This is a genomic window from Peribacillus sp. P4_D6 (assembly GCF_056401795.1).
This window is the reverse complement of record NZ_JBFUIQ010000066.1, coordinates 1-22,694: the sequence shown is the minus strand read 5'-3', so window position 1 is coordinate 22,694 and position 22,694 is coordinate 1. Positions and strand designations below refer to the sequence as shown.

The window sequence follows — 22,694 nt, the reverse complement described above, 5'->3', positions numbered from 1 at the left end:
GTTTCATGCGGAGCTCCAAAATCATCACCCCATTGAATATCATCAAATCCTTGTTCATGAAGGAACTTAATGGCTTCATCATATGTAATGCGCGGGAAAGGAGCTTGGATTTGTTCAAGCTTCGATGTATCACGGCCCAGTGTATTCAACTCAAGCTCACAGTTTTTCAATACGGATTGGATGATGGAAGAAACGAATTTCTCCTGTACCTCCAGGTTTTCTTTAAATTCGATGAAAGCCATTTCTGGTTCAATCATCCAGAACTCGATTAAGTGTCGTCTTGTTTTGGATTTTTCTGCCCTGAAGGTTGGGCCAAAGGAAAATACCTTCCCAAGTGCCATGGCAGCCGCTTCCATATAGAGTTGACCACTTTGTGAAAGGTATGCATCCTCATCAAAGTATTTAGTCGCGAACAATTCACTCGTTCCCTCTGGTGCGCTTCCCGTTAAAATTGGGGGATCCACTTTAACGAAGCCTTCTTCATTAAAGAATTCATATGTAGCACGGATTATTTCATTCCGGATTTTCATGACTGCATGCTGCCGTTTTGAACGCAGCCACAAATGGCGATTATCCATTAAAAATTCAGGACCATGCGCTTTAGGTGTAATGGGATAATCCAATGATTCATGAATGATTTCAATATCTTTCACCTGTAATTCAAAACCGAACGGCGAGCGTTCATCCTTTTGAATGACACCAGTTACATACAAGGATGACTCTTGCGAAACCGATTTCGCACGAGCGAAAATCTCTTCTCCCACTTCAGCTTTCACGACCACCCCTTGAATAAAACCAGAGCCATCACGTATTTGAAGGAAAGCAATTTTCCCACTGGAACGTTTGCTGGCAAGCCAGCCTCCAATGGTTACTTCTTGATCGACGAATTTGCTAGCATCTTTTATTGTAATTTTCACGGAATTTACCTCCAAAAATAACTTAACTTACTAATGAATTTACTCTACTTATTATACCCATAGCCCTGCTTACAAGCAAATAAATCAATTGAAGCGGAGGTTCCATGCCTTTTCTATCATTCTTATTATGTTTTTGTCGCGTATTCGCCAGATTGTTGCATGGTAAATTACTTTTCACTAATGCCCATGCTCTTATTACAGAAAAATCATCTCGGTATATGTATAGGCCGACATTTCTAATATTAAACAAAGGATTGAATCCAATCAACCAATGGTAATCAAATACTCTTTACCATTCATAATCGGAATATCCCCCATTCATAATCTTTCAATTTGAACTCCTTGCTTCATACTAACTAAATGTTCTAGGCATTTTTCTGTTGAAACCCAGCTTTTTTCTAACATTTTTTGTCTAATTATACTGAATAATCTAAATATGTTGAACTTAAACAAGAAATCATATACGATATCATATATGATTAATTAAAAAATCAAGGGGTGAGTGCCATGGCAAAAGCAAGAGTTAAACTCCAAAAGTCAGATTACTCAGAAGAAGTGGAAATACTGTCGAACCGCTATATATTAATGAACGGTGTTAAGTATGAGGTATCACGAATCAAGTTGGATAACCCTATTTCCGGAACGGTATATGGGACATTATTAAACTATAAAGGATCATTGGAAGCAATGAAGGGAAAGATCGACCATCCGCCTTATAATGAACCTCCTAAAGGGCCGATCCTTTATATTAAACCTAGAAACACGTTTTCTTCTTATTCAAATCCAGTTCCCCTTCCGACCGGCATACCTGAATTGGAAATCGGAGCCGCACTTGGAATAGTGATCAGTAAAACGGCGACAAGAGTCAAGAAAGAACATGCCTCGGATTATATAGAAGGTTTTACGATCGCCAATGATATTAGCATTCCTCATGAAAGCGTTTTCCGTCCTGCTATCCGCCATAAAGCCCGTGATGGATTTTGCCCGATCGGTCCATGGGTCGTATCCAAGGAATCCATCTCCAACCCCGATTCTTTAGGACTTCGTGTATATATTAATGGAGAGCTAAGGCAAGAAAATTCAACTTCAAATCTAATTCGCTCCATCCCCCGGCTTATTGAGGATGTAACGGACTTCATGACCTTGAGTACGGGTGACGTCCTTCTAGTTGGAGTTCCTGAAAATGCACCGCTGGCCAAAGCCAATGATCAAGTCAGGATAGAAATAGACGAAATCGGTTATCTGGAAAATACGATCATTTCCGAGGAAAAATTATCACTGGAGGGGATTTTATGAAGAGAGCACGTGTAGCCTATGCAGGTGCCATACATCAAGCAAGTGAATATCATGGCAAGCTCCAATTGGCGGATGGCCGGCTTGTCAATGAGCAGGACGTTGTCTGGCTTCCCCCTGTGGAACCACGAACTGTCTTCGCGCTTGGCTTGAATTATGCAGACCATGCGAAGGAGCTAGCTTTTAAAGCCCCGGAAGAACCCCTTGCATTCTTAAAAGGTCCCAATACATTCATCGGCCACCGGGGACAGACAAGGCGGCCTGCTGATGCAGCTTATATGCATTATGAATGTGAACTGGCAGTGGTCATCGGTAAAAAGGCGAAGAACATAAAAAAGGAAGAAGCCTTTAATTATGTAAGTGGATATACGATTGCAAATGATTATGCAATACGGGATTATCTGGAGAACTACTACCGGCCAAATTTAAAGGTCAAAAATCGCGATACCTGCACCCCCATTGGTCCCTGGCTCGTCGATGCCGAAGATATTCCAGATCCTTCGAATCTTGCCATCAAAACTTACGTCAACGGAAAATTGACTCAGCAAGGCAACACGAAAGACATGATTTTCGGCATTGCTGATTTAATTGAATATTTCAGCAGCTTCATGACATTGAGTCCGAACGATATCATATTGACAGGCACACCTGAAGGCTTGGCGGATACTGCTGTAGGCGATGAAATCATCACTGAAATTGAAGGTATCGGAAAACTCGTTAGCACAATAGTCGGGGACGATGTATTTACTGAAATCGGGGATCGGCCTCATCTGAATATCCACAAATAATGGAAGGGTCTGATCATATGCCTCATATAATTATTGAATATACGGATAATATCAAAGATGAAATCCAGATTGACGGCTTATTAAGAAAGGTGAATGATGTACTGATATCCTATCCCTCCATCTTTCCCATTGGCGGGATTCGATCCCGGGCCATTGAATTGAAGCATTATCGTGTTGCCGATGGTACAGAGGATGATGCTTTTGTTCATGCCATACTAAAAATTGGCGCTGGACGCCAGGACAGTGATAAAACAAAAGTATGTGACCACCTTTTCGAAACGATGGAGTCCCATTTGGCATCCCTCTTTTCAAAAAAATATCTTGCCCTCTCCATGGAACTTACGGAATTCAGTGATTTTGGCACATATAAAAAGAATAATATCCATAATCGATATAATAAATGAACAATACTTCATATTTAAAGGCCTTCCACATCATCGGGAAGGCCTTTAAATTAATATGTTTTGCCAATGCTACCGGGCTCAGTTGATTTCTGCAAGGTTTTCAGTACGGTTCAAGAACTCCTTGACACGGTCCACATATTCCTGTTTATCATAGCCGTTATATAAAGCGCTAGCCATACGGACCGGATCCCCAAAAAAGAATCTTTCGTACAGGGTTTGCCTGGATCCAAATGAACTCATGCATACATCCCATGCGAGACGATACAATTTAACCCTGTCATAGGCTCCACCATTCGCAGCTTGAAGATATTTATCCAAATCCGGTCGAAGCTCCGAATTGAAATCGGCTTCATTTGGTATCGCCATTAAGCCACTAGCCCCAAGAAGCTGCATTATTTCACTGAATCTAGGGTAAATCTTCGGATAATAATTACGGGCAATGTTTAACGGTGTGAAATCGGGTGTCATCATTCCCCACTTATCCACTTTCGCGTTTGCCTCCGAAGCTGTTATGAAAGCCTTTACCGTTTCAAGCGCTATGATGACTTCCGAGATTTTTTCCTGAACATGCTGGTATTGCCCGATATTGATGGTTTCCACCATTAGTTGCAGAATCCCCAGAATGAACTCGGTTTTGGCGATATTCTTCGCTACCACCTGATGGGTCATATGAACAACCGCATTGCTTTCATTATAAGCCTGGTTGCAAATGCCGACATCCCCATATGCAAATACCCGATTCCAAGGAACGACTACATCATCAAAAACGATAATCGTATCCATTTCCTCAAATCTTGAACCAAGAGGATGGTCAAAATGTGATTTGCCATAGTCGAATGATTCACGACAGATGAATTTCAACCCTGGTGTATTATTTGGTATGGAGAATGCAAATGCATAAGGGTTTTCTTCTTCCGATTGTTTAAGCAATGTTGAAGGGAATACCATGATTTCATCCGTTATTCCTCCTTGTGTAGCTAATAATCTAGCTCCCTTTATAATAAGCCCTTCTGAATTCTTGCCAGCAATCCGTGCAGCGATGTAAGGATCCGGAAGCTTTGCGGCACTAACTCCCCTATTAACCTGGGGTTGAATCAGGGTATGAGTCAACGACAAATCCTTTTCCCTGCAGAGCTCATAATAATCTTTCATATTTTTAGCAAATGCCGAATCCTGAGTGCCGAACATATCAGCTGCTGTACCGTACGCCATCATCCCACTGTTGATATAGTCAGGGGAGCGTCCCATCATTCCATTATTATGCCTTGCCCATTCTTGAATCATTTTCCTCCTTTTTTCAAGGTCTTCCTTAGTCCGCGGCTGCATGAATGAGGTCCCTACTCTTTCGTTTGAAGTTGGTGAAATATAAGTCATGATGTCAGTTTTCGCGGAATCATGCTGCAAATCATATAATTCGGCCTGTGATTTCATGACCCCTTTAAAAGCTGGGTGTTGACTGATCTTATTTTTTACTTGCTCTCCATTGATCCATACATTCGCCTTTGCTTTGTCTACCCTATCGATATATTCTTTACCTGTTTTAGCCGGCATGCTTACATCCCCCTTTAGTATTAATTTAATGAAGCGCTTACAATTAAATAAATTCCAAAAATTGAATTCATTCCTATAACAAAATATACCATGTGTTATGATATATATATAATACTTAAAAAATTCAATATGTATATGTAAATCATATGTATGAGGTGTATATAATGGACATCCGGCAGTTAAAGTATTTTGTGACGATCGTTCAGGAAGAACAAGTAACCAAAGCCGCAAAAAAATTACATATGGCTCAACCGCCCCTTAGCCAGCAACTTAAATTAATGGAAATGGAAATCGGTGAAAAACTTTTCGATCGGAATGGAAAGAAACTTGAACTCACTGAAACTGGCAAGGTCCTTTATAAAAAAGCTGAAGCTCTATTAATCCAGTTCGAAGAATCACTACTGGAAGTGAAGGAAGTCAGTAAAGGGGTAAAGGGCACTCTTTCCATAGGGTCAGTAAAAACTTGCTTTTCTTACATTCCGCAAAGGATGAGAACCTTTAGGGTTAAATACCCTGACATTCGTTTCAAGTTAATGGAAGGTGATACGTTCCGTTTGACAGAAGGCTTAATAAACAGGGAAATCGAGTTGGCAATTGTAAGGCTTCCTATTAACGGTAAGCAATTCTCATCGATTAACCTTCCGCCGGAAGATTTTGTGCTTGTCACCCCAAAAGATTGGGATATCCCAGACTCGATCGAATTCAAACAAATTAAGGAATATCCCCTCTTATTGCTGCATAGGGTTAGCGGTCAAGGTACTTACGAACTGATAGTGGATGAATGCCTAAGACATGGATTTGAACCTACGATTGTATGTGAATGTCCTGATGCTGCCATGATCTTATCCTTAGTGAAGGAAGGAGTAGGCGCTACCATCATGCCACGTACCACGTCCAAATCGTTTTCAACCCAGGGGATAAAAATAGTCGAATTGATAGATTGTGTAGTACAATCGGAAGCCGCTCTTATTTGGCTCGAAGAACGCTATCTTTCCAAAGGAGCCGTCAAATTCCTAGAAACATTTTCTGAAGGAATGCCCAGTTATCCCTGAATATTAGTGCACCTGTACCTCTTTGTAGTAATCCTTGTATTTGTTCGAATTTCTTTATCCTTGAAAAGAAAAAAGCAACCTATCATTTGATGGCCGCTTTTTCAAAACCATTCACAATTGCGTTGACCTGCGCTTTATTAATAGGCATGCCTTTACATCATTTAATGTCGCAAAACCCCCTTAACATCATGACCGGTATTGGACTTTACCAGGATTTCATTATAATTGTCTTTTGCAACCGTTTTCGGACCGGTCCTGCGATTACCGATCAAGGCACCTAAATAGCAGGCGATGAATCCAAGCGGAATGGAAACGATTCCTGGTGAATTCAAAGGGAAAATCGGTTCACCTGTCATTATGGATGCTCCGGGGACCGGGTTCCAGACATTTGGACTGAGGGCCACGAGCAAAAGTGTTCCAAAAAGACCTGTCATCATACCGACTATCGCTCCGGTTTTATTGAATTTTTTCCAATAGATCGTAAGAAGGATTACTGGCAAATTCGAACTGGCGGCCAATGTAAAGGCGATAGATGCCAGAAACGCTACATTGAATTCCTGCAGACCTAATGATAAAACAATCGCAAGTGCAGTCACACCAATAGAAGCCCATCTAGCCATCGTCATTTGCTGTTTTTCCGTCGCTTTTCCATCTTTTAATATTTCATTATAAAAATCATGTGAAAATGCCGTAGCACCAGTTAAAACGATTCCTGCAACTACTGCGAGTATCGTTGCGAAGGAAACGGCCGCAATAAATGCGAATAAGATGTCCCCGCCCACAAGTTGGGCCAATAAAGGTGCAGCCATGTTACCTGCTGGATTAGCGGCCATGATATTCGATGTTCCGACCAACTTAGCAGCACCGAATCCGAGAAAAATGACCATGATATGAAATGCACCCATAATCCACATCACCCAAACAACCGACTTTCTTGCCACTCGTGCATTCGGGACAGTCAAAAAACGAATTAAAATGTGAGGCAGACCTGCCGTTCCCAGAATCAGACCCAGTGACAAGGATGCTGCATCCCACCCACTGGCATACTTAATTCCTGCCTTCAGGTAATCTGCACCCATGGGTGTCGCTGTTTTCATATCCGTGAAAATTCCGGTGAAACTAAAATTCAACTTCCACATGACGATCATGAATAATATAAACACTCCGCCTATCAGCAGGATGGCTTTAATGATCTGCACCCAGCTCGTCGCCGTCATCCCCCCGAATAGAACAAATACCAGCATTACAATACCTACGATGATGACAGAAATATTATACGGGATGTCTAAAAGCAATTTAAATAAAGCGCCTGCAGCAACAAGTTGCCCCAGCATGTACATGACTGATATCACCAGGGTATTAAAAGCGGTCACTCCCCGGACCTGTTTATATTTAAACCTTGTAGTCACCATATCAGCCAATGTGTATTTCCCTAAGTTCCTTAATGGCTCAGCCACTAGGAATAACACGACAAGAAATGAAACAAGTGCTCCATACATCAGGAAAAATCCATCATATCCCGTTAAGGAAAATGCCCCTATCAACCCTAAAAACGTGGAAGCCGACATAAAATCCCCGGCCAATGCAAGTCCATTTTGCCTAGCGGTCAACCCGCCCCCAGCCGTATAAAAGGAGCCTGCCGTTTTAGTTTTTTTGGAAGCGAAATACGTGATGAAAAGCGTACCTAACGACATTAGCGCAAAGAGAATGATAACTGTCCAATTCATGTTTCAAAGCCCTTCTTTCTCGATGATTTCTTTTATTTGTTCATCGATTCTTTCAGATTTCCTTACATATATGCTGCAAACCCATACAGACATAACCGTAATGGAGACACCGTACGCCCACGCCCAGGTTATGTCCCCGATGAAAGGGTGATCCAGGATATCTGTGTAAAAAACTAAGAAGGGCAAAAGCAAGGAATATCCCATAAAGAAAATCGTAAAAGGGATGACGAACTTCTTTTTGTCGGAGAGCATATTCTGAAACTCTTTGGAGGCAACAATCTTTTCATAATCCACTAGATTGGTTTGTTCCGATTCATCAAGGTTTTTTTCCAGCCGAACCATCTCTACACACCTCTTCTGATATTTATTTTTACAAGGACGGTCCTGGTAGTATTCCTCCAATGCCAGCCGCATTCTTCAATGGCACAGATCCCCCTCCATCCCAGAATACCTACAACCTCATCTGCCCAAAGAGGGTCTGAAGCCCATTCCCTAAGCTTTCCATACTCCTTTTGTGAAACCGATGAAACTTACAAATAGGGCAGCAGTAAGCTCCCACTGCTGCCCTGTCCCAGACCATATCTCTTAAAAGGTTTGCACATTCACAATAGTCTTGGCTCGCCTATCCTTCATCTGTTTCGACTTCTTGATACATTCACTTTTCCATTTGATATGAATCTCCTTTCCTTTCAAGGGAAGAGAATCATTGAAATGTAAGTGCCAACTCCCTTGAAAGGATCCGTCCATTATTTGATGGGCCATTCCTTATCCAGCAGTCTTCCATCAACTTTTCACCATTTGCAGTGGCGCCCTATTGAAAAGACTATGAGAGTCCAAGTATGTTTTGCCTGAGTATTCCATGTTCCATCCTAAATCCCGCTTCTTTTTAGATGATGAATTCAGGCTTACTTTTTGCCAGGATCGGTTCTTTAAGAGGAACTTCTTCTCCTGATATTATATCAAGCACAGAAGATGCCTCATCAAACCATGAATCCGGAGCTTGGGCTCCCCAGAATGTCTGGCGTCTTGGATCATTCAAATCCCAATGAATCGGTTCGGTATCCGGGTCAGATGTTAAGTAATCCCCATTGTATAATTCGATCCTGTGACCATCCGGATCTCTTAAATATAGGAAGAATGCATTGGATAGGCCATGCCTCCCTGGGCCGCGTTCGATTGACTTTGCATATCCAAGAGATGCCAGTACATCACAGGCATGGATAAGTGCAAGCGGGTCAGGCAGAAAGAAGCCTACATGATGAAGTCTTGGACCGATACCGTTCATGAATGCCTGGTCATGGACCGTTTGCTTTCTATGTAGCCACGTTGCCCATAATTTGCCCGACTCATCCACAGTATCTTCCGAGCAGGCAAAACCTAATTCTTTCATATAAAAGTCAGAGGCTTTTTGCACATTTGGCACACAACAATTCACATGATCGATTCTTTGGACCCTCGAACCCCTATGCATATCATATCGTTGCAGCAATCTCTCGGCTTTATCCATTTTGTAAAAAAACTCCACTGGCAATCCTGAAATATCCTGAACTCGCAGTGACTTGCCTAGTGCATGCTGTGTTCCTTCCTGCATCCACTTCATTTTCATTCCCTTGGATAGGAAGAAAGATTCCAACCCTTCAAGGTCTTCCTCTTTTTCAACCTTGTATCCTATTGCTTCAACGCTTGGCTTTTCTGCCTTTTGCAAGATAAGCGAATGATGATGCGCTTCCTCTAAACCACGTAAATATATGTGGTCATTCGTTCTTTCCGTTTCAATAAAACCTAAAGCATCCACATAAAAGGCTCTTGATTTATCTAAATCTGTTACATTAAGTATCGTTCTCGCAACACGAATAATAGAAAAATTCATAGTATTTCTCCCCTTCTTTAATGAAACCCGGATTATTTTTCAGCAGAAGAAACGGCATTTTGTTTTACGTCGCCAAATTTCGGAATGTGATGATCTCCAATTGCCACGTGGATAACTTGTGTTTCCGTATAGAACTCAAAGCTATAATGGCCGCCTTCACGTCCTACCCCACTATATTTCGATCCTCCAAATGGAATCCGCAAATCCCTAACGTTTTGGGAATTCACCCAGACCATCCCACTATCGACAGCTTGAGCAAATCTATGTCCACGTTTCATATCATTGGTCCATACATAAGCAGCTAGCCCATACTTTACATCATTAGCCATTCTCAGTACTTCCTCTTCAGTCTTGAAAGGAATGACTGCCATGACAGGGCCAAAAATCTCTTCTTGTGCCACCGTCATATCATTTGTACAGTTCAAAAGAAGCGTCGGGGCAATATAATTCCCTTCCTTGAAAGCACTTGGTATGGCACCGCTTACAATTTCCGCCCCTTCATCTTTTGCTATATCCAGATATCGGGAGACATTATTAAAATGGTTACGATGGATCAGCGGTCCGATTTCCGTGTCTGGATCCATTGGGTTTCCAATCTTGATATTATGAACACGTTCCTTCAATTCTGCCACGAACTGGTCTATTATCGATTCATGGACAAATAATCTGGAATTGGCTGTGCAGCGCTCCCCATTGAACGAATAGATTCCCCATACCACTGAATCCAGGGCCTTTTCTAAATCGGCATCTTCAAAAATGACTGCTGGTGATTTACCGCCGAGTTCCATGGAAAAACGTTTCATTGTATCTGCACCATTTTTAATGATTTCAGCGCCTGTTGTCGTTTCTCCGGTAAAGGATATCAATTGGACTTCAGGATGGGCAACCAAGGACGCCCCCGCTGTCTCCCCAAAACCGTGAACAATATTGAATACGCCTTTTGGCAGACCGGATTGATCAATGATTTGAGCTAATTTATTGGCAGTCAATGGAGACCACTCCGCTGGTTTAAGGACACATGTATTACCTGTAGCCAGGGCCGGGGCGATCTTCCAGGTTTCTAACATGAAAGGTGCATTCCAAGGAGTGATTAATCCTGCCACTCCTATCGGTTTATGAATCGTATAATTGATGAAAGTGTCATCCACTTGATATGACTCTCCTATCAGCCTGCTTTTCACCATTTCAGAATAAAAACGAAAATTCTCCGCTCCCCTTGCCGCTTGTTTTTTTGTCTGGCTAATCGGCAACCCTGTATCCAGTGATTCCAAAAAGGAGATTTCTTCGGCATTTTCTTCAATTAGATCAGCAATCCTATTCATGTACTTCAATCTTTCTTCCACTTTCATCGTTCTCCATGGGCCATTATCGAATGCAGCTCTTGCGGCGGCGACCGCTTGATCAATATCCTCTTTAAAGCCTTCTGCCACATTATTGATTGCTTGATTATTAAAAGGGCTTAGATTTTCAAATGTTTTTCCTGAGATACCATCCACAAATTGACCATTGACGTAATGCTTCACATCCTGCACGGGAAAAGTTTGCATGATAAATCCTCCTTTAAAAATTAATTCGGGAAGATGACAAAAATCGTTTGGATTTGTGCAATCTTCCCAATCTAGCTTTATGACTGGATTTTTTGGTCAATCAACCCGTATGATTGAAGGGTTTCACGCAGTTCTTTTTCCAATGGTTCCGAAGGCGGTCCCATAGGCGGCCTTAATGCCGGATTGATTTTCCCCATCATCCCCATCGCAGCTTTTAATGGTCCTGGATTGGTTTCTTTAAACAAAACATCATTCAATGGCATTAATTTGTAATGGAGGTCAAGCGCCTTATCTACATCCCCCTCCACCCAAAGGTTATAAATGTCCGCCACTTCTTTAGGTGTGATATTGGCAGTAGCACTTATATGTCCTGCCCCTCCAATAGCCAACATTGGATAGCATAATAATTCAATGCCAGAATATAAGAGAAAATCCCTTCCGCAATTCAATAAGACACGGTTCACATGTTCGAAATCTTTATTAGATTCTTTTACACCAATAATATTTTCACAATCTTCAGCAAGACGTGCCAATGTCTTCACTTCTAAATTCGTCGCCGTTCTTCCAGGAATGTTATAAACGATCAGCGGGATATCAACAGCATTAGCTACGGTTTTAAAATGATTATAAAGTGCCTGTTGATTCGGTTTATTGTAATAAGGTACGATGACTAAAGCAGCATCCGCGCCCATTTCCTGTGCCCTTTTTGTCAAATGCAACGTTTCTTTCTGATTGGCAGATCCGGTACCTGGTGCAACTGGAACACGGGCTTTTGCTGCTTTAATTGCCGTTTCCATCACTAATTCCCGTTCCTCAATCGTAAGTGAACTCGGCTCGCCTGTAGTCCCGCATACCGAAATTCCATGGGAACCGCTTTCAATATGCCAGTTTACTAGATTTTCAATTGCCTTTACATCAACTTCCATCTTGTCATCAAAGGGAGTGATAACGGGTGCGATGGATCCTCTTAAACGACTTTTGATTTCCTCGTACATTTTTTCTACCACCTTTTCATTATTTGAATATTCCGAATAATTTAAGTGAAAAAATCGGCTTTGCTTTTATCAATAATCAATCGACTATAATAAAACAAAGCCTGGGTCATCAAAGTGCCTGATCTTGATTAGTTTCCGCCCTCTGCCTGAAAGTGCTTATCGCATTCAGTTTATGCTTTCTCACCAATGATTCAATTTCTTCAAAAGATGCTTTTTCCTTTAGGAGCTTTATGATGCTTTCATGTTCGCGAATCGATTGGACTGCGCGTTGCGGCACCATGGTGAACATGGACTTTCTGACTCTATTCATTCTTTGTTGTGCCTGTTTAATTTCCTCTATTAAAAAGGAATTTCCGCACTTTTCATAAATTTCCGCATGGAAACATTCGTTTAATTTACCAAACAGCTCTAATTCAAAGTTATGGAGGGCTTTTTCCATTTCATTGTTTAAATTAATTAGATTTTCAAAATCATGATCATTCATGGTTAAAGAACTGAGTGCAGCTGCATATCCTTCAAGCAGAGATAAAACAGAAAGAGTTTCAATGTATTCGCTCTCATTTATGCTTGTAACCACCGCTCCACTATAAGGCTTATATTGAATAAGGCCGTCAGATTCCAGTTGCCTGATCGCTTCCCTGACAGGAATCGGACTTAAACTAAGTTCTTTTGCCGTTTGATCGATAATGATCCGCTGTCCAGAACCATATGTTCCATCCAAAATTAATTTACGAAGGTGCTCATAAGCTAGTTGCTTTTTGCTGGGGTTTTTGCTTTTCTCTTCCATATTTTCATCATATATGAAATCATATATGATTGCAATCGATTTTCATTAAAAATCATATATGATTTTCCACATGCTTGTTTTGCATATATGAATGACCTGTGCCTATGAATAGACTGAATGTATCTAGAAAATCCGGCAGCCCACCTTTTCCTTTACAATGGTGAAGTGAACTAAAATGCAATGTCCCGCCTTCTTCACTTATCGAAATATAATCCAACTAAAAAAAACCTGCAGACTCAGTCTGCAGGTTTTTAATAAATTAGGCCATTTTTGAATTAACGAATGAATGTATTCTTTCAACGGCTGCTTCCAGCAGCTCCAGTGAAGTTGCATAAGAGAGTCTGATGTTATCAGGTGCACCGAACCCTGAACCTGGAATAACAGCCACTTGAGCTTCTTCAAGCAACGCAGTCGTAAAATCTTCGACATTGCTATAACCTGTTAATTCAACTGCACGTTTAACGTTCGGGAATAAATAAAATGCCCCTTGTGGTTTTATGCAGCTTACGCCTGGAATTTCAACCAATTTATCATAGATTTTATTCAAACGGCTTTCAAATGCTTGACGCATTTCCTCAACAGGCTCCTGTGTACCTTCATAAGCCGCAATCGCACCATATTGAGCGGTTGTGGTTGGGTTGGATGTGCTATGGCTAGCAAGGTTCGCCATTGCTTTAATGATGGACTCATCACCGGCTGCATAACCTATTCTCCAGCCAGTCATCGAGTGAGATTTAGAAACACCATTGATGATGATCGTTTGCTTTTTCAATTCAGGTGAAATCTCTGCAATGGATGTATGTTTAGCATTTCCATAAACCAATTTTTCGTAAATTTCGTCGGAAACGATCAAGATATCATGAGCCAGGCAAACTTCCCCGATAGCCGCCAATTCTTCCCTGGAATAAAGCATGCCCGTTGGATTGCTTGGAGAGTTGATGATAACCGCTTTCGTTTTATCGGTAATTGCTTGTTCTAATTGTTCTTTCGTGATTTTATATTGATTTTCTTCCGTACCGACTATATAAACCGGCTTACCGTCAGCAAGCTTGATTTGCTCAGGATAGCTCACCCAATATGGTATCGGAACAATGACTTCATCTTCTTCATCCAGGATAGCTTGAAACAATGTGTACAGCGAGTGCTTTGCACCTGAGCCAACTGCAATTTCAGACGGTTTGTAATCCAAGCCCTGATCACGCTTCAATTTAGCCGCAATTGCTTCTTTTAACTTCGGCAGACCAGCGGATGGCGTGTATTTAGTTTGACCTTCATTCATGGAAAGAAGTGCTGCATCTATGATATGTTGGGGCGTATTATAGTCTGGTTCACCTGCACCCAAACCAATTATATCTAAACCTTGGGCCTTAAGTTCCTTTGCTTTTGCCGTAATGGCCAATGTTGTTGATGGCGTTAATGACTGAACACGGTTCGCTAATTTCATTTTAAATTAATCCTCCATTCTAAATGCTTCGATAATACTTTAGCCATTCCCCAGTTTTAAAATCATAATAGTCATAATTAAAGCGCTCGGATTCATCAAGATACGTTACTTCCCAAAGCGGGACGTTCTTTTCCATGCCTAGCTTAACCGAAATGATTTTTTGGGGATTAAGCTTTTCTTTGACAATGTTCATGATTTCTTTTTTTGATTTACCATCTTTATAGTTTTCCACTACTATTTCTTTCTTCTTGTCCTCAGGAAGCCAGACTATTTTTTTAGTCCCTTTTTCCCCCTTACCAATGATGACAGAGTATGAATCCTGCCCATTATAAAGGTAGAATTCTTCCATGGTAACAAGGCCGCCCTCTTCCTTTGCCTTTTTAAAAGCCTCATTACCAGCCTCTTTTTTAGGCTGCAACGCTTTAATATATGCCCCGCTGACAAATCCGATAAAACAAAGGACTAGGATAGAAGCAATAATCAACCATTTTTTCAAAGCTGCTTTTCCTTCTTTCTATGTACGATAAATTGTAAATATCGCTTTTTCTTGATCTTGGGAATCCAATGCCAGACCGAACATCAAATCATCTTTTTTCAATGTTCKGTTCAAGGAATCCACAATTTTATACAGATCAGGAGAATGTTGCAACCTGACTGTTGAAATTACTTCGATTTTACTTTCCATGAAAATGCCCCTCCATTTTAATAAATTGTCAACAACCACTGGTATGAATAGGATTTGAAGGCTTTACCACCTATCACATTATACCAGTTCAGTGGTTATTTTTCTTTAAAAATTATAAAAATTCCTGGATTAATGAATTATCAAGATCCTTTAAATCCACTCTTCTATCATTTCAGCCATTTCTGAAATAGTGCCTTGGTGCCAGTCCACTTTCGGAATCGCCTTTTGAAATTCAGTTCCATATTTAGCAGTGATGATGCGGCGATCAAGTATAACCAAAATCCCTTTATCTTCTGGAGTGCGTATAAGCCTGCCGAAACCTTGTCGGAACCTTAATAGGGCTTCGGGTAATGAATACTCAGAGAATGGATTGCGCCCCTGCTTCTCGAGAAGTTGGCATTTTGCAGCTGTCACTGGTTCATCCGGTGGCGAAAAAGGCAGCCTGACAATGATTAAACAAGATAAATCCTCGCCAGGGATATCGACGCCCTCCCATAGGCTTGTTGTCCCAAACAGAACCGCTTTCTCGAAGTTTTGGAAATTCCTGAGCAGCCTCATCCGGCTTCCGCCAGAAATCCCTTGTGCAAACAGGGTGAACTCATCCAGAACACCACAATCTTTGACCGAATGATAGGTTGCCCGCAGCATTTCATGCGAGGTGAATAATACCATCATTCTCCCTTTCGCTGCCTGAGCGGCAGCAATAATATGGTTTGCCGCGGTTTCGGAGAATTCCTCCACCGATAGACAATTGATATCTGGTAGATCATTTGGAACCAGTACCTTTACGAGTTTCTTATAAGGAAAGGGTGATGGAAAACTTGCTGTCTGCATAGGCTCATTCTCTAATCCGAGTTGTTCCTTAAAATACTTAAAAGAATCCTTCACCACAAGGGTTGCCGAGGTCATGACCACACTTTTTTGGCGCCCGAAATAGGAATCCCATAGCCGTTTACTGCCTGCAATCGGCTGAACCGTCAAAGTCACCCCATGCTGAGGTGCTGCATTCGTATAATCAAGCCAATAAATATTTTCTTCATGCGGCTTGATGAAAAACTCATGCAAGGAGTCCCTGGTATCCTGTAAATGTCCAAGCAGCACCTCGATATCATTCAAGTGAAATAATGAATTTTTCCCTAATGGGGACTCATTATTCAATAAAAGGGCCAATCTTTTCTCTAACTCCGTGATGATGTATCCTAATAAATCCACCAACCGCTCAGCGACAAGAATCGCTTTTCCCCATCTTCCGTCATCTATTTTGAATGAAAGCCGTTTTGGACTTACAGAACGTGAAAGTTTTTCCGCCTGATYGGAAAGGTAATAAAAAAGCTGTTCGAATTCATACGAAAAATCACTAAGCTTTTGATCCAATTCATGTGAAGATCTCCCGTCCGTCAGTCCGTTATTCAAAAGCATCCTGTCCAATTTATATAATAATTGCTTTTGATCCGATGTCCCTAGTCTGTTCAAAATCGTCTTCACCGAAATGTAATTAAGCCTGCTCCCAAGCTGTTTGGATGCAGCCTGTTCCAAATGGTGTGCTTCATCGAGAACCAAATACCCTTTTTTGGGAATCAAGGCGTCTTCCGTAAGAAGATCCGTCATTAAAAATGAATGGTTAGTAATGATGATATCCGCCTTTGCAGCTGTTTTTTTTGCCCGTTCAAAAAAATCCAATTCAAGCCAGGGCTGTTTTAAACCGGCGTATGTAAGACCATCACTTTGAAGCCTATTCCAAAATAGCTGACCGCCGCTTGTAAGGTTCAATTCATCTTTATCACCTGTTACGGTCTCAGTAAGCCAAACCAATATCTGCATTTTCGTTAAGGCCGTTTCATAATTATCTTCCTTTTCACGCAAAGCCCTTTCGAACTTTGCCAAGCTCAAATAATTGCTTCTCCCCTTCAGTAAAACAGCTTGAAAGGTAAAAGGAAGGATTTTCTTAAGCTTAGGAACCTCGTTTTGAAGTAGTTGGTCCTGCAACTGAAGCGTATACGTCGAAACGACGACAGGTTTTTGATGTTTTTTTGCAAAATAAACGGCCGGAAGCAGATAACCTATCGATTTACCAATACCGGTTCCAGCTTCAATGATTGCATCCTGGCTGGTTTCGAAAGAATTGTGAATCAGGTTCATCATATCAAGTTGTCCGCTTCTTGCTTCGAATGCAGGGAACGCACTTTGGAGCATGGCTACTTTTTCCTCATTGTCGAGCGGGAATTTAGACCCCGTGTCTTTATGATCACCTTCATGTTCAGCCTTTTTAAAGGCAAGGCCCCTATAAGTAATTAGATCAGGTGAATGGACTTCTGCTTTAGCAAGTTTGCTTGCAATGCAAGCATCTATTAATTCGGAAACCTCACTTTGTAAGGAATAAGATAATCGATACAACTGTTTAAGTGTCATGACTGGAAGATTCATCAGCTTTTTTTTCAATTCCAACAATAATAAAGCGGTGGCATATGCATCACTATCCGCTTGATGGGGCCTGGAATGATCTAGGTTTTCTTCTTTAGCCAGCTGGTGCAGCTTATATCCATCGGATGTTGGTTTTAATATTTTCGCTAACTCCACTGTATCAAGGGTGGAACCATAAAACGGCTCAAACCCGCATCGCACTAGTTCTTCCTGTAAAAAAKATAAATCAAATAAAACATTATGGGCAACAAAACAAGCCCCTTCTATAAGCCGGGCAATATTTTCTGCAACATCTTCAAAGTCAGGTGCATTTTTTACCGTCTCGTTGCTTATTCCGGTCAATTCTTCAATAAACAAGGAAATTTCCTGTCCAGGGTGGATGAATGTCGAGTATTCATCCACGATTTGGTCATTTTCGATGACCACTCCAGCAAATTGAATAATCCTATCTCCTTTTTTCGGAGAATTCCCTGTTGTTTCCAAATCGACCACTACATATCGTTGCATCATGAATTGTACACCTCAAACTTCGCTTTCTTCACTTCCTGATGGAATTCTCTTATCTTTTTTATACCATAATAATCGTAATAAAGGAAACAAGCCGTTCATCAAAAGACGAAAAGGGCCGGCACCTATATGCATGTTTCATGCACATGTGCCGGCCCTCCGCTTACATGATTGTAGCTGCAGGTTCGTTTGAAATTAAATCAATGATTTTATTGTATTCATCCATGATCGCAACTTTTGGTTTGTGATCTCCCAGTTTATCCTCAGAAACCATCACATAAGAAATGATTATCACGATATCATCCGGCTGCACCAGTCTAGCTGCCGCTCCATTCAAACACACGACACCGCTACCCCGTTCACCCGCAATCACATACGTTTCAAGCCTTGCACCATTATTATTATTCACGATGGCGACTTTCTCATTAGGCAAAATCCCCACCGCATCTATTATATCTTCATCAATCGTAATGCTGCCTACATAATTCAAATTAGCTTCAGTTACCCGTGCACGGTGGATTTTTCCATTCATCATCGTTCGAAACATCTCAATTCCCCCTGATCTTATGATTTATTCTATATATAAGGTGATATTATCAATTAGTCTTGCATGCTTGAACTTTACAGCCATTGCAATGATGATGTTTCCTGCCAGTGATTCAAGTGGTTTAAGTTCCGGGTATTGATAGACTTCAATATAGTCAATCACGCCACTTGTTTGGGCAGTAATATGTTCACTAATTAGAGCCGTGACGGTAGCTGCATTTCTTTCACCTGATTCAACCGCCTCTTTGGCCTTCAATAAACTTTGGTACAGCTCTTTAGCCTCCATGCGTTCTTGATCTGATAGGTTCACATTTCGCGAACTCTTCGCTAACCCATCTTCCTCGCGTACGGTATCTACAGCAACAAGCTGGATAGGGAAATTGAAGTCTTTGATCAGTCCATCTATCACGGCGACTTGCTGGGCATCCTTCTTACCAAAGTAAGCTCTATCGGGAAGGATGATATTGAAGAATTTCGTTAAGACTGTCGCTACACCATCAAAGTGTCCAGGCCTTTGTCTCCCGCATAAAACATCCGTCCTGCTTTGGACAACAACTTTCACAGATGGTTCTTCACCGTACATTTCATGGACTGTTGGATAGAAGAGATAATCCACTCCGCCATTGGCTGCGACATTTTCATCCCGTTCCAAATCCCGCGGATATGTTTCAAAATCCTCATTCGGTCCAAACTGCATCGGATTTACAAAAATACTCAATACCACAATATCATTCTCTTTGCGGGCCTTTTCCAAAAGGGTTGCATGCCCCTCATGCAAAAACCCCATTGTCGCTACATAGCCAATGCTTTTGTGATTGTTTTTTTCCTCTCTAAGTGCCAATTGCAAATCAGCTGCTGATGTAAAAGTTTTCATCTTTTTCCTCCGTAAAGTTCAGAAAGCTGCTCTTCCTTCATCGTGAATGTATGTTCTTCCGACGGAAAATCTTTAGATTTCACTTCATTCACAAAGCTTGTAATCGATTGGCCAATCAGTTCATTTGCATCTCCATAAACTTTTACGAATTTCGCTAGCCGGTCTACCCCATACTTGATGACATCATGGTAAACGAGGACTTGACCATCCGTTTCTGCACCTGCTCCAATTCCGATGGTTGGAATTTCGAGGTTCCGTGTGACGAGTTCCCCCACTTGATATGGAACACATTCAAAAACTACTAGCATCGCCCCTGCCGCTTCACACTTTCTCGCATCTTCCAAGAGTTGTGCTGCACTTTCTGCATCTTTTCCTTGCACTTTATATCCGCCCAGAACGCCGACGGATTGAGGAGTCAAGCCAAGATGGGCTACAACCGGGATCCCTGCCTTTGTCAATGCTGATATTTTTTCAACAACATCATCCGCTCCCTCGAGCTTCACGGCGTCCGCATGACCTTCCTGCATGATCCGGGCTGCATTCTTCAGTGTTTCATCCATAGATAGGTGATAGCTCATAAAGGGCATATCCGTCACGACAAATGTATTCGGTGCCCCGCGTTTTACTGCCTTTGTATGATGGATCATGTCATTCACCGTAACTGGAATCGTTGAGTCATACCCCAATACGACCATTCCTAAAGAATCACCGACTAAAATCATGTCTACACCTGATTGTTCGGCTAACTTTGCTGACGGGTAATCATAAGCCGTGAGCATGACAATCTTCTCTTGATTTTGTTTCATCTTCAAAAAATCTCCGGACAATTTCATTACGTTTCCTCCTTTTAATGGAGGAGATGAAAACATCAGCGAAAACTGGTGTCTATACATTCATGCGCAAAAAAAGGACTGACTAAAAAAGTATCTGTTTCGCTACGAAAAATGGCATGAAAAGCCACAATTCGATCAATAAACAGCACTTAGCTTTTTAGTCAATCCCTTTGTTTCATCAGAAGTTTCATCCCTCCGTCCCAGTCCAGTTCTCTGGATCAAGGCAGATTTTCAAATAATTTGGTATTTATGGGGGTGCAGTTCACATGAGATACTGCCCACTTGCATTATATCAAGCAAAATTGAAATTTTCTATTTAATTTTCACGAATTTGACAAAAATCTACTGAATTTCAATATCAGCAGAATATATGGAATGTACGGTACCTTTTCCGTCTTCGAGAAGTAAAACGCCTGAATCCGTTATGCCCAATGCTTTTCCGACAATCATGTCATTAACGGTACTGGCTTTGATTACCTGTCCAAGACTGATCGCATAACTCTCCCATAAATCCTTTATAGGCATGAACCCTTGATCTAAATAGAGTTCGTACAGATTTTCAAGACGAAATAATGCTCGTTGAATGACCTTGGACCTTGAAATCGTCCCTCCACTTTCTATGAGTAGGGAGGACGCTTTTTCCTGCAGTTCTTCAGGAAAATCCTCCAATTGCTGATTGATATTCATTCCAATTCCGATAATGACAGAATGGATTCTATCTGACTCCGCCTGCATCTCCGTCAGGATGCCCACCACTTTCTTGCGATTCACCAAAATATCATTCGGCCACTTTATCTGCGGCTTCAAATCAGTGGTATCCTCTATAGCCTGAGCTACAGCGACCGCGGCCAGTAATGTAAGTTGTGGCGCCTCATGAATCGGAATTTTCGGTCTTAGGATCAGACTCATCCATATCCCGCTGAATTTTGGGGAATGCCAAGATCTCATTAGCCTTCCTTTGCCGGATAACTGCTCCTCGGCAACGACGAGGGTTCCCTCCTGAACTCCTTCATTTGCTAGTTGATGCGCAATTTTTTGAGTGGATTCAACAGTTTCCTGATAATGGATCATCTTGCCGATCGTTTTTGTTTCCAAGCCAAGTTGTATTTCGCTCTCGGACACTTTTTCCGGCGCCGATATGATCCGGTAGCCTTTTTTCCTAACAGCTTCGACATTATATCCTTCACTGCGCAGGTCTTCTATATGCTTCCAGACCGCTGTGCGCGAACAGCCAATGTATTCAGCAATTTCCTGACCGGATATAAACGCACCATCCGCTTTTGAGAGGGCCTCCATCAGCTTTGTTCTTAACTCAGATTGCATTTCACCAGCCACCTCTTAATTTCTTCTTTATCATTTCTTAATTCTTCATTCAAGACAGCTTTCAATATTTTTTCCAAGTATTCCTTGACCCATGGACCTGGCTTTTCTTGATGCCAAATCAATAGATCCGTCCCCGTGACGGCAAGATCCGACATTTGTTTTATAATAAGTCCATTGTAGCGTTGGTGTGCATTCTCTTCAGCATCCGATACATTCCCGGCATTCAGTGCAGCTCTGACTTTAGCAGCTTGTACCGTTATGCCATGACCTGCCTGAAATACATCGATGGCTGATGGTTCCTTACTCTTCACCAGCTTTATCGTACGTTGAACGTTTCTTATCGTTTTCAATGGCAGCTTCCATGCCCTCAAAGCCTCTTCGATTTCTTGATCCTTTGTGTGAATCATGATGATAGACCATATCTCTGCCGCATTCAGTTGATGAAGCGGCAGGTTCAGTAAGTCCATCAGATGATCTTTTTTACTTGAGAATAGAGGCAGGTATTGATATAATCCGCTTTCCAGCAAGAGTGAGAAAGCCTTTATCTTATTGGAGCCGGCCGCTAGTTTCTCAAATTCAACCAGGATTCTTTCGACAGCGATTTCACTGATGTTCTGGGCGTTCTCTTTAAGGGAATCAAAGGTTTCTTGATCCAGTTCAAAATCAAGTTGACTGACGAACCTTAAAGCACGCATCATTCTCAATGCATCTTCATGAAACCTTTCATGTGGGTTACCAACTGTGATAATCCTTTTTTGTGCCAAATCGCGCTTACCATTAAATGGATCGATGATCTTTCCGGTCTTATCCATTGCTATTGCATTCATGGTAAAATCTCTTCTTTGCAAATCTTCGGTCAAAGAACGGACAAACTTTACGGCATCGGGCCTGCGAAAGTCCGAATACCCGCTTTCCGTTCTAAACGTCGTAATTTCGTATGTACCCGTATCCGTAATGACAAGCACTGTACCGTGGTCGATTCCGATATCAGCCGTATTAGGAACAATCCTTTTGTATTCCTGGGGTGTTGCGGTAGTAGCGATGTCCACAGCGTTGAGTGTCCGGCCAAGGAGATAATACCTAACAGAGCCGCCAAAGACATAAGCCTCATCTACTCATTATTAGATCAA

General features: G+C 41.6%; 20 protein-coding genes and 1 pseudogene. 4 read left to right on the top strand and 17 right to left on the bottom strand.

Going from position 1 to position 22,694, the window contains the following annotated elements:
• Nucleotides 1-917, bottom strand: a 917-nt coding sequence (gene asnS, locus AC1DVB_RS17670; protein ID WP_477590218.1) for an asparagine--tRNA ligase, incomplete at its 3' end; no start/stop codon positions are given.
• Between the two features lie 507 nt (nt 918-1,424).
• Between asnS and AC1DVB_RS17665 the strand changes: the two genes are divergently transcribed.
• The 3 genes from AC1DVB_RS17665 to AC1DVB_RS17655 are packed head-to-tail and all read left to right on the top strand — an operon-like array spanning nt 1,425 to nt 3,402.
• The gene (locus tag AC1DVB_RS17665) at nt 1,425-2,213 is read left to right on the top strand and encodes a fumarylacetoacetate hydrolase family protein (RefSeq protein WP_063575767.1); all 789 of its coding nucleotides are present in this window, start codon (nt 1,425-1,427) and stop codon (nt 2,211-2,213) included.
• Complete coding sequence (locus tag AC1DVB_RS17660; protein ID WP_328119538.1) at nt 2,210-2,998, top strand: fumarylacetoacetate hydrolase family protein; 789 nt, start codon at nt 2,210-2,212, stop codon at nt 2,996-2,998. The genes AC1DVB_RS17665 and AC1DVB_RS17660 overlap by 4 nt, the downstream gene beginning before the upstream one ends.
• Before the next feature lie 17 nt (nt 2,999-3,015).
• Nucleotides 3,016-3,402 carry a 5-carboxymethyl-2-hydroxymuconate Delta-isomerase gene (locus AC1DVB_RS17655; RefSeq protein ID WP_230136204.1) on the top strand — a complete coding sequence of 129 codons (387 nt, stop codon included), beginning with the start codon at nt 3,016-3,018 and terminating at the stop codon, nt 3,400-3,402.
• Between the two features lie 78 nt (nt 3,403-3,480).
• Here AC1DVB_RS17655 and hpaB read toward each other — a convergent pair whose 3' ends face one another.
• Entirely contained in the window at nt 3,481-4,953 is a 1,473-nt protein-coding gene (gene hpaB / locus AC1DVB_RS17650; protein ID WP_034307911.1) for a 4-hydroxyphenylacetate 3-monooxygenase, oxygenase component, read from the bottom strand.
• Between the two features lie 164 nt (nt 4,954-5,117).
• Here hpaB and AC1DVB_RS17645 point away from each other — a divergent pair, with 164 nt between their 5' ends.
• Nucleotides 5,118-6,005 carry a LysR family transcriptional regulator gene (locus tag AC1DVB_RS17645; RefSeq protein ID WP_230137526.1) on the top strand — a complete coding sequence of 296 codons (888 nt, stop codon included), beginning with the start codon at nt 5,118-5,120 and terminating at the stop codon, nt 6,003-6,005.
• A 161-nt stretch (nt 6,006-6,166) separates the two neighbouring features.
• On the opposite strand, the gene AC1DVB_RS17640 is transcribed toward AC1DVB_RS17645, so the two are convergent.
• The 15 genes and pseudogenes from AC1DVB_RS17640 to AC1DVB_RS17570 form a co-directional block, all read right to left on the bottom strand.
• Nucleotides 6,167-7,732, bottom strand: a complete 1,566-nt coding sequence (locus AC1DVB_RS17640; RefSeq protein ID WP_477590215.1) for a solute symporter family protein — start codon at nt 7,730-7,732, stop codon at nt 6,167-6,169.
• A 3-nt stretch (nt 7,733-7,735) separates the two neighbouring features.
• Nucleotides 7,736-8,074, bottom strand: coding sequence for a DUF485 domain-containing protein (locus tag AC1DVB_RS17635; protein WP_063575763.1), 339 nt, complete (start codon nt 8,072-8,074; stop codon nt 7,736-7,738).
• A gap of 544 nt (nt 8,075-8,618) precedes the next feature.
• Complete coding sequence (gene hpaD, locus AC1DVB_RS17630; RefSeq protein WP_057276309.1) at nt 8,619-9,602, bottom strand: 3,4-dihydroxyphenylacetate 2,3-dioxygenase; 984 nt, start codon at nt 9,600-9,602, stop codon at nt 8,619-8,621.
• A 32-nt stretch (nt 9,603-9,634) separates the two neighbouring features.
• On the bottom strand, nt 9,635-11,149 hold the full coding sequence (hpaE, locus tag AC1DVB_RS17625; RefSeq protein WP_477590213.1) for a 5-carboxymethyl-2-hydroxymuconate semialdehyde dehydrogenase: 1,515 nt from the start codon (nt 11,147-11,149) through the stop codon (nt 9,635-9,637).
• Nucleotides 11,150-11,226: 77 nt separating this feature from the next.
• The gene (hpaI, locus tag AC1DVB_RS17620; protein ID WP_063590708.1) at nt 11,227-12,144 is read right to left on the bottom strand and encodes a 2,4-dihydroxyhept-2-ene-1,7-dioic acid aldolase; all 918 of its coding nucleotides are present in this window, start codon (nt 12,142-12,144) and stop codon (nt 11,227-11,229) included.
• Nucleotides 12,145-12,253: 109 nt separating this feature from the next.
• The gene (locus tag AC1DVB_RS17615; RefSeq protein WP_477590211.1) at nt 12,254-12,931 is read right to left on the bottom strand and encodes a GntR family transcriptional regulator; all 678 of its coding nucleotides are present in this window, start codon (nt 12,929-12,931) and stop codon (nt 12,254-12,256) included.
• A gap of 259 nt (nt 12,932-13,190) precedes the next feature.
• Nucleotides 13,191-14,375, bottom strand: coding sequence for a pyridoxal phosphate-dependent aminotransferase (locus tag AC1DVB_RS17610; protein WP_057276305.1), 1,185 nt, complete (start codon nt 14,373-14,375; stop codon nt 13,191-13,193).
• A gap of 19 nt (nt 14,376-14,394) precedes the next feature.
• Nucleotides 14,395-14,871 (bottom strand): cell wall elongation regulator TseB-like domain-containing protein, encoded by a 477-nt coding sequence (locus tag AC1DVB_RS17605; RefSeq protein WP_034307930.1) that lies wholly within the window; start codon nt 14,869-14,871, stop codon nt 14,395-14,397.
• Between the two features lie 18 nt (nt 14,872-14,889).
• The gene (locus AC1DVB_RS17600) at nt 14,890-15,060 is read right to left on the bottom strand and encodes a YpmA family protein (RefSeq protein WP_065310840.1); all 171 of its coding nucleotides are present in this window, start codon (nt 15,058-15,060) and stop codon (nt 14,890-14,892) included.
• A gap of 150 nt (nt 15,061-15,210) precedes the next feature.
• Nucleotides 15,211-17,991 carry an ATP-dependent DNA helicase DinG gene (gene dinG, locus AC1DVB_RS17595; protein ID WP_477590208.1) on the bottom strand — a complete coding sequence of 927 codons (2,781 nt, stop codon included), beginning with the start codon at nt 17,989-17,991 and terminating at the stop codon, nt 15,211-15,213.
• A 160-nt stretch (nt 17,992-18,151) separates the two neighbouring features.
• The gene (panD, locus tag AC1DVB_RS17590) at nt 18,152-18,535 is read right to left on the bottom strand and encodes an aspartate 1-decarboxylase (protein WP_057276303.1); all 384 of its coding nucleotides are present in this window, start codon (nt 18,533-18,535) and stop codon (nt 18,152-18,154) included.
• A gap of 24 nt (nt 18,536-18,559) precedes the next feature.
• Nucleotides 18,560-19,408 (bottom strand): pantoate--beta-alanine ligase, encoded by an 849-nt coding sequence (panC, locus tag AC1DVB_RS17585; protein WP_057276302.1) that lies wholly within the window; start codon nt 19,406-19,408, stop codon nt 18,560-18,562.
• Nucleotides 19,405-20,241 (bottom strand): 3-methyl-2-oxobutanoate hydroxymethyltransferase, encoded by an 837-nt coding sequence (gene panB / locus AC1DVB_RS17580; RefSeq protein WP_053535578.1) that lies wholly within the window; start codon nt 20,239-20,241, stop codon nt 19,405-19,407. Before panB ends, panC begins: the two co-directional genes overlap by 4 nt.
• A gap of 342 nt (nt 20,242-20,583) precedes the next feature.
• Entirely contained in the window at nt 20,584-21,564 is a 981-nt protein-coding gene (locus AC1DVB_RS17575; RefSeq protein WP_034307941.1) for a biotin--[acetyl-CoA-carboxylase] ligase, read from the bottom strand.
• Nucleotides 21,549-22,658 (bottom strand): annotated as a pseudogene (locus AC1DVB_RS17570) (CCA tRNA nucleotidyltransferase); the annotation flags it as partial. The pseudogene AC1DVB_RS17570 and the gene AC1DVB_RS17575, both read right to left, overlap by 16 nt.
• Between the last annotated feature and the right edge of the window lie 36 nt (nt 22,659-22,694).

Bases quoted from the DNA above. Each gene is read 5' to 3' on its own strand.
- AC1DVB_RS17665 (WP_063575767.1), top strand. From the start codon at position 1,425: ATGGCAAAAGCAAGAGTTAAACTCCAAAAGTCAGATTACTCAGAAGAA.
- AC1DVB_RS17660 (WP_328119538.1), top strand. From the start codon at position 2,210: ATGAAGAGAGCACGTGTAGCCTATGCAGGTGCCATACATCAAGCAAGT.
- AC1DVB_RS17655 (WP_230136204.1), top strand. From the start codon at position 3,016: ATGCCTCATATAATTATTGAATATACGGATAATATCAAAGATGAAATC.
- hpaB (WP_034307911.1), bottom strand. From the start codon at position 4,953: ATGCCGGCTAAAACAGGTAAAGAATATATCGATAGGGTAGACAAAGCA.
- AC1DVB_RS17645 (WP_230137526.1), top strand. From the start codon at position 5,118: ATGGACATCCGGCAGTTAAAGTATTTTGTGACGATCGTTCAGGAAGAA.
- AC1DVB_RS17640 (WP_477590215.1), bottom strand. From the start codon at position 7,732: ATGAATTGGACAGTTATCATTCTCTTTGCGCTAATGTCGTTAGGTACG.
- AC1DVB_RS17635 (WP_063575763.1), bottom strand. From the start codon at position 8,074: ATGGTTCGGCTGGAAAAAAACCTTGATGAATCGGAACAAACCAATCTA.
- hpaD (WP_057276309.1), bottom strand. From the start codon at position 9,602: ATGAATTTTTCTATTATTCGTGTTGCGAGAACGATACTTAATGTAACA.
- hpaE (WP_477590213.1), bottom strand. From the start codon at position 11,149: ATGCAAACTTTTCCCGTGCAGGATGTGAAGCATTACGTCAATGGTCAA.
- hpaI (WP_063590708.1), bottom strand. From the start codon at position 12,144: ATGTACGAGGAAATCAAAAGTCGTTTAAGAGGATCCATCGCACCCGTT.
- AC1DVB_RS17615 (WP_477590211.1), bottom strand. From the start codon at position 12,931: ATGGAAGAGAAAAGCAAAAACCCCAGCAAAAAGCAACTAGCTTATGAG.
- AC1DVB_RS17610 (WP_057276305.1), bottom strand. From the start codon at position 14,375: ATGAAATTAGCGAACCGTGTTCAGTCATTAACGCCATCAACAACATTG.
- panD (WP_057276303.1), bottom strand. From the start codon at position 18,535: ATGTTTCGAACGATGATGAATGGAAAAATCCACCGTGCACGGGTAACT.
- panC (WP_057276302.1), bottom strand. From the start codon at position 19,408: ATGAAAACTTTTACATCAGCAGCTGATTTGCAATTGGCACTTAGAGAG.
- panB (WP_053535578.1), bottom strand. From the start codon at position 20,241: ATGAAATTGTCCGGAGATTTTTTGAAGATGAAACAAAATCAAGAGAAG.
- AC1DVB_RS17575 (WP_034307941.1), bottom strand. From the start codon at position 21,564: ATGCAATCTGAGTTAAGAACAAAGCTGATGGAGGCCCTCTCAAAAGCG.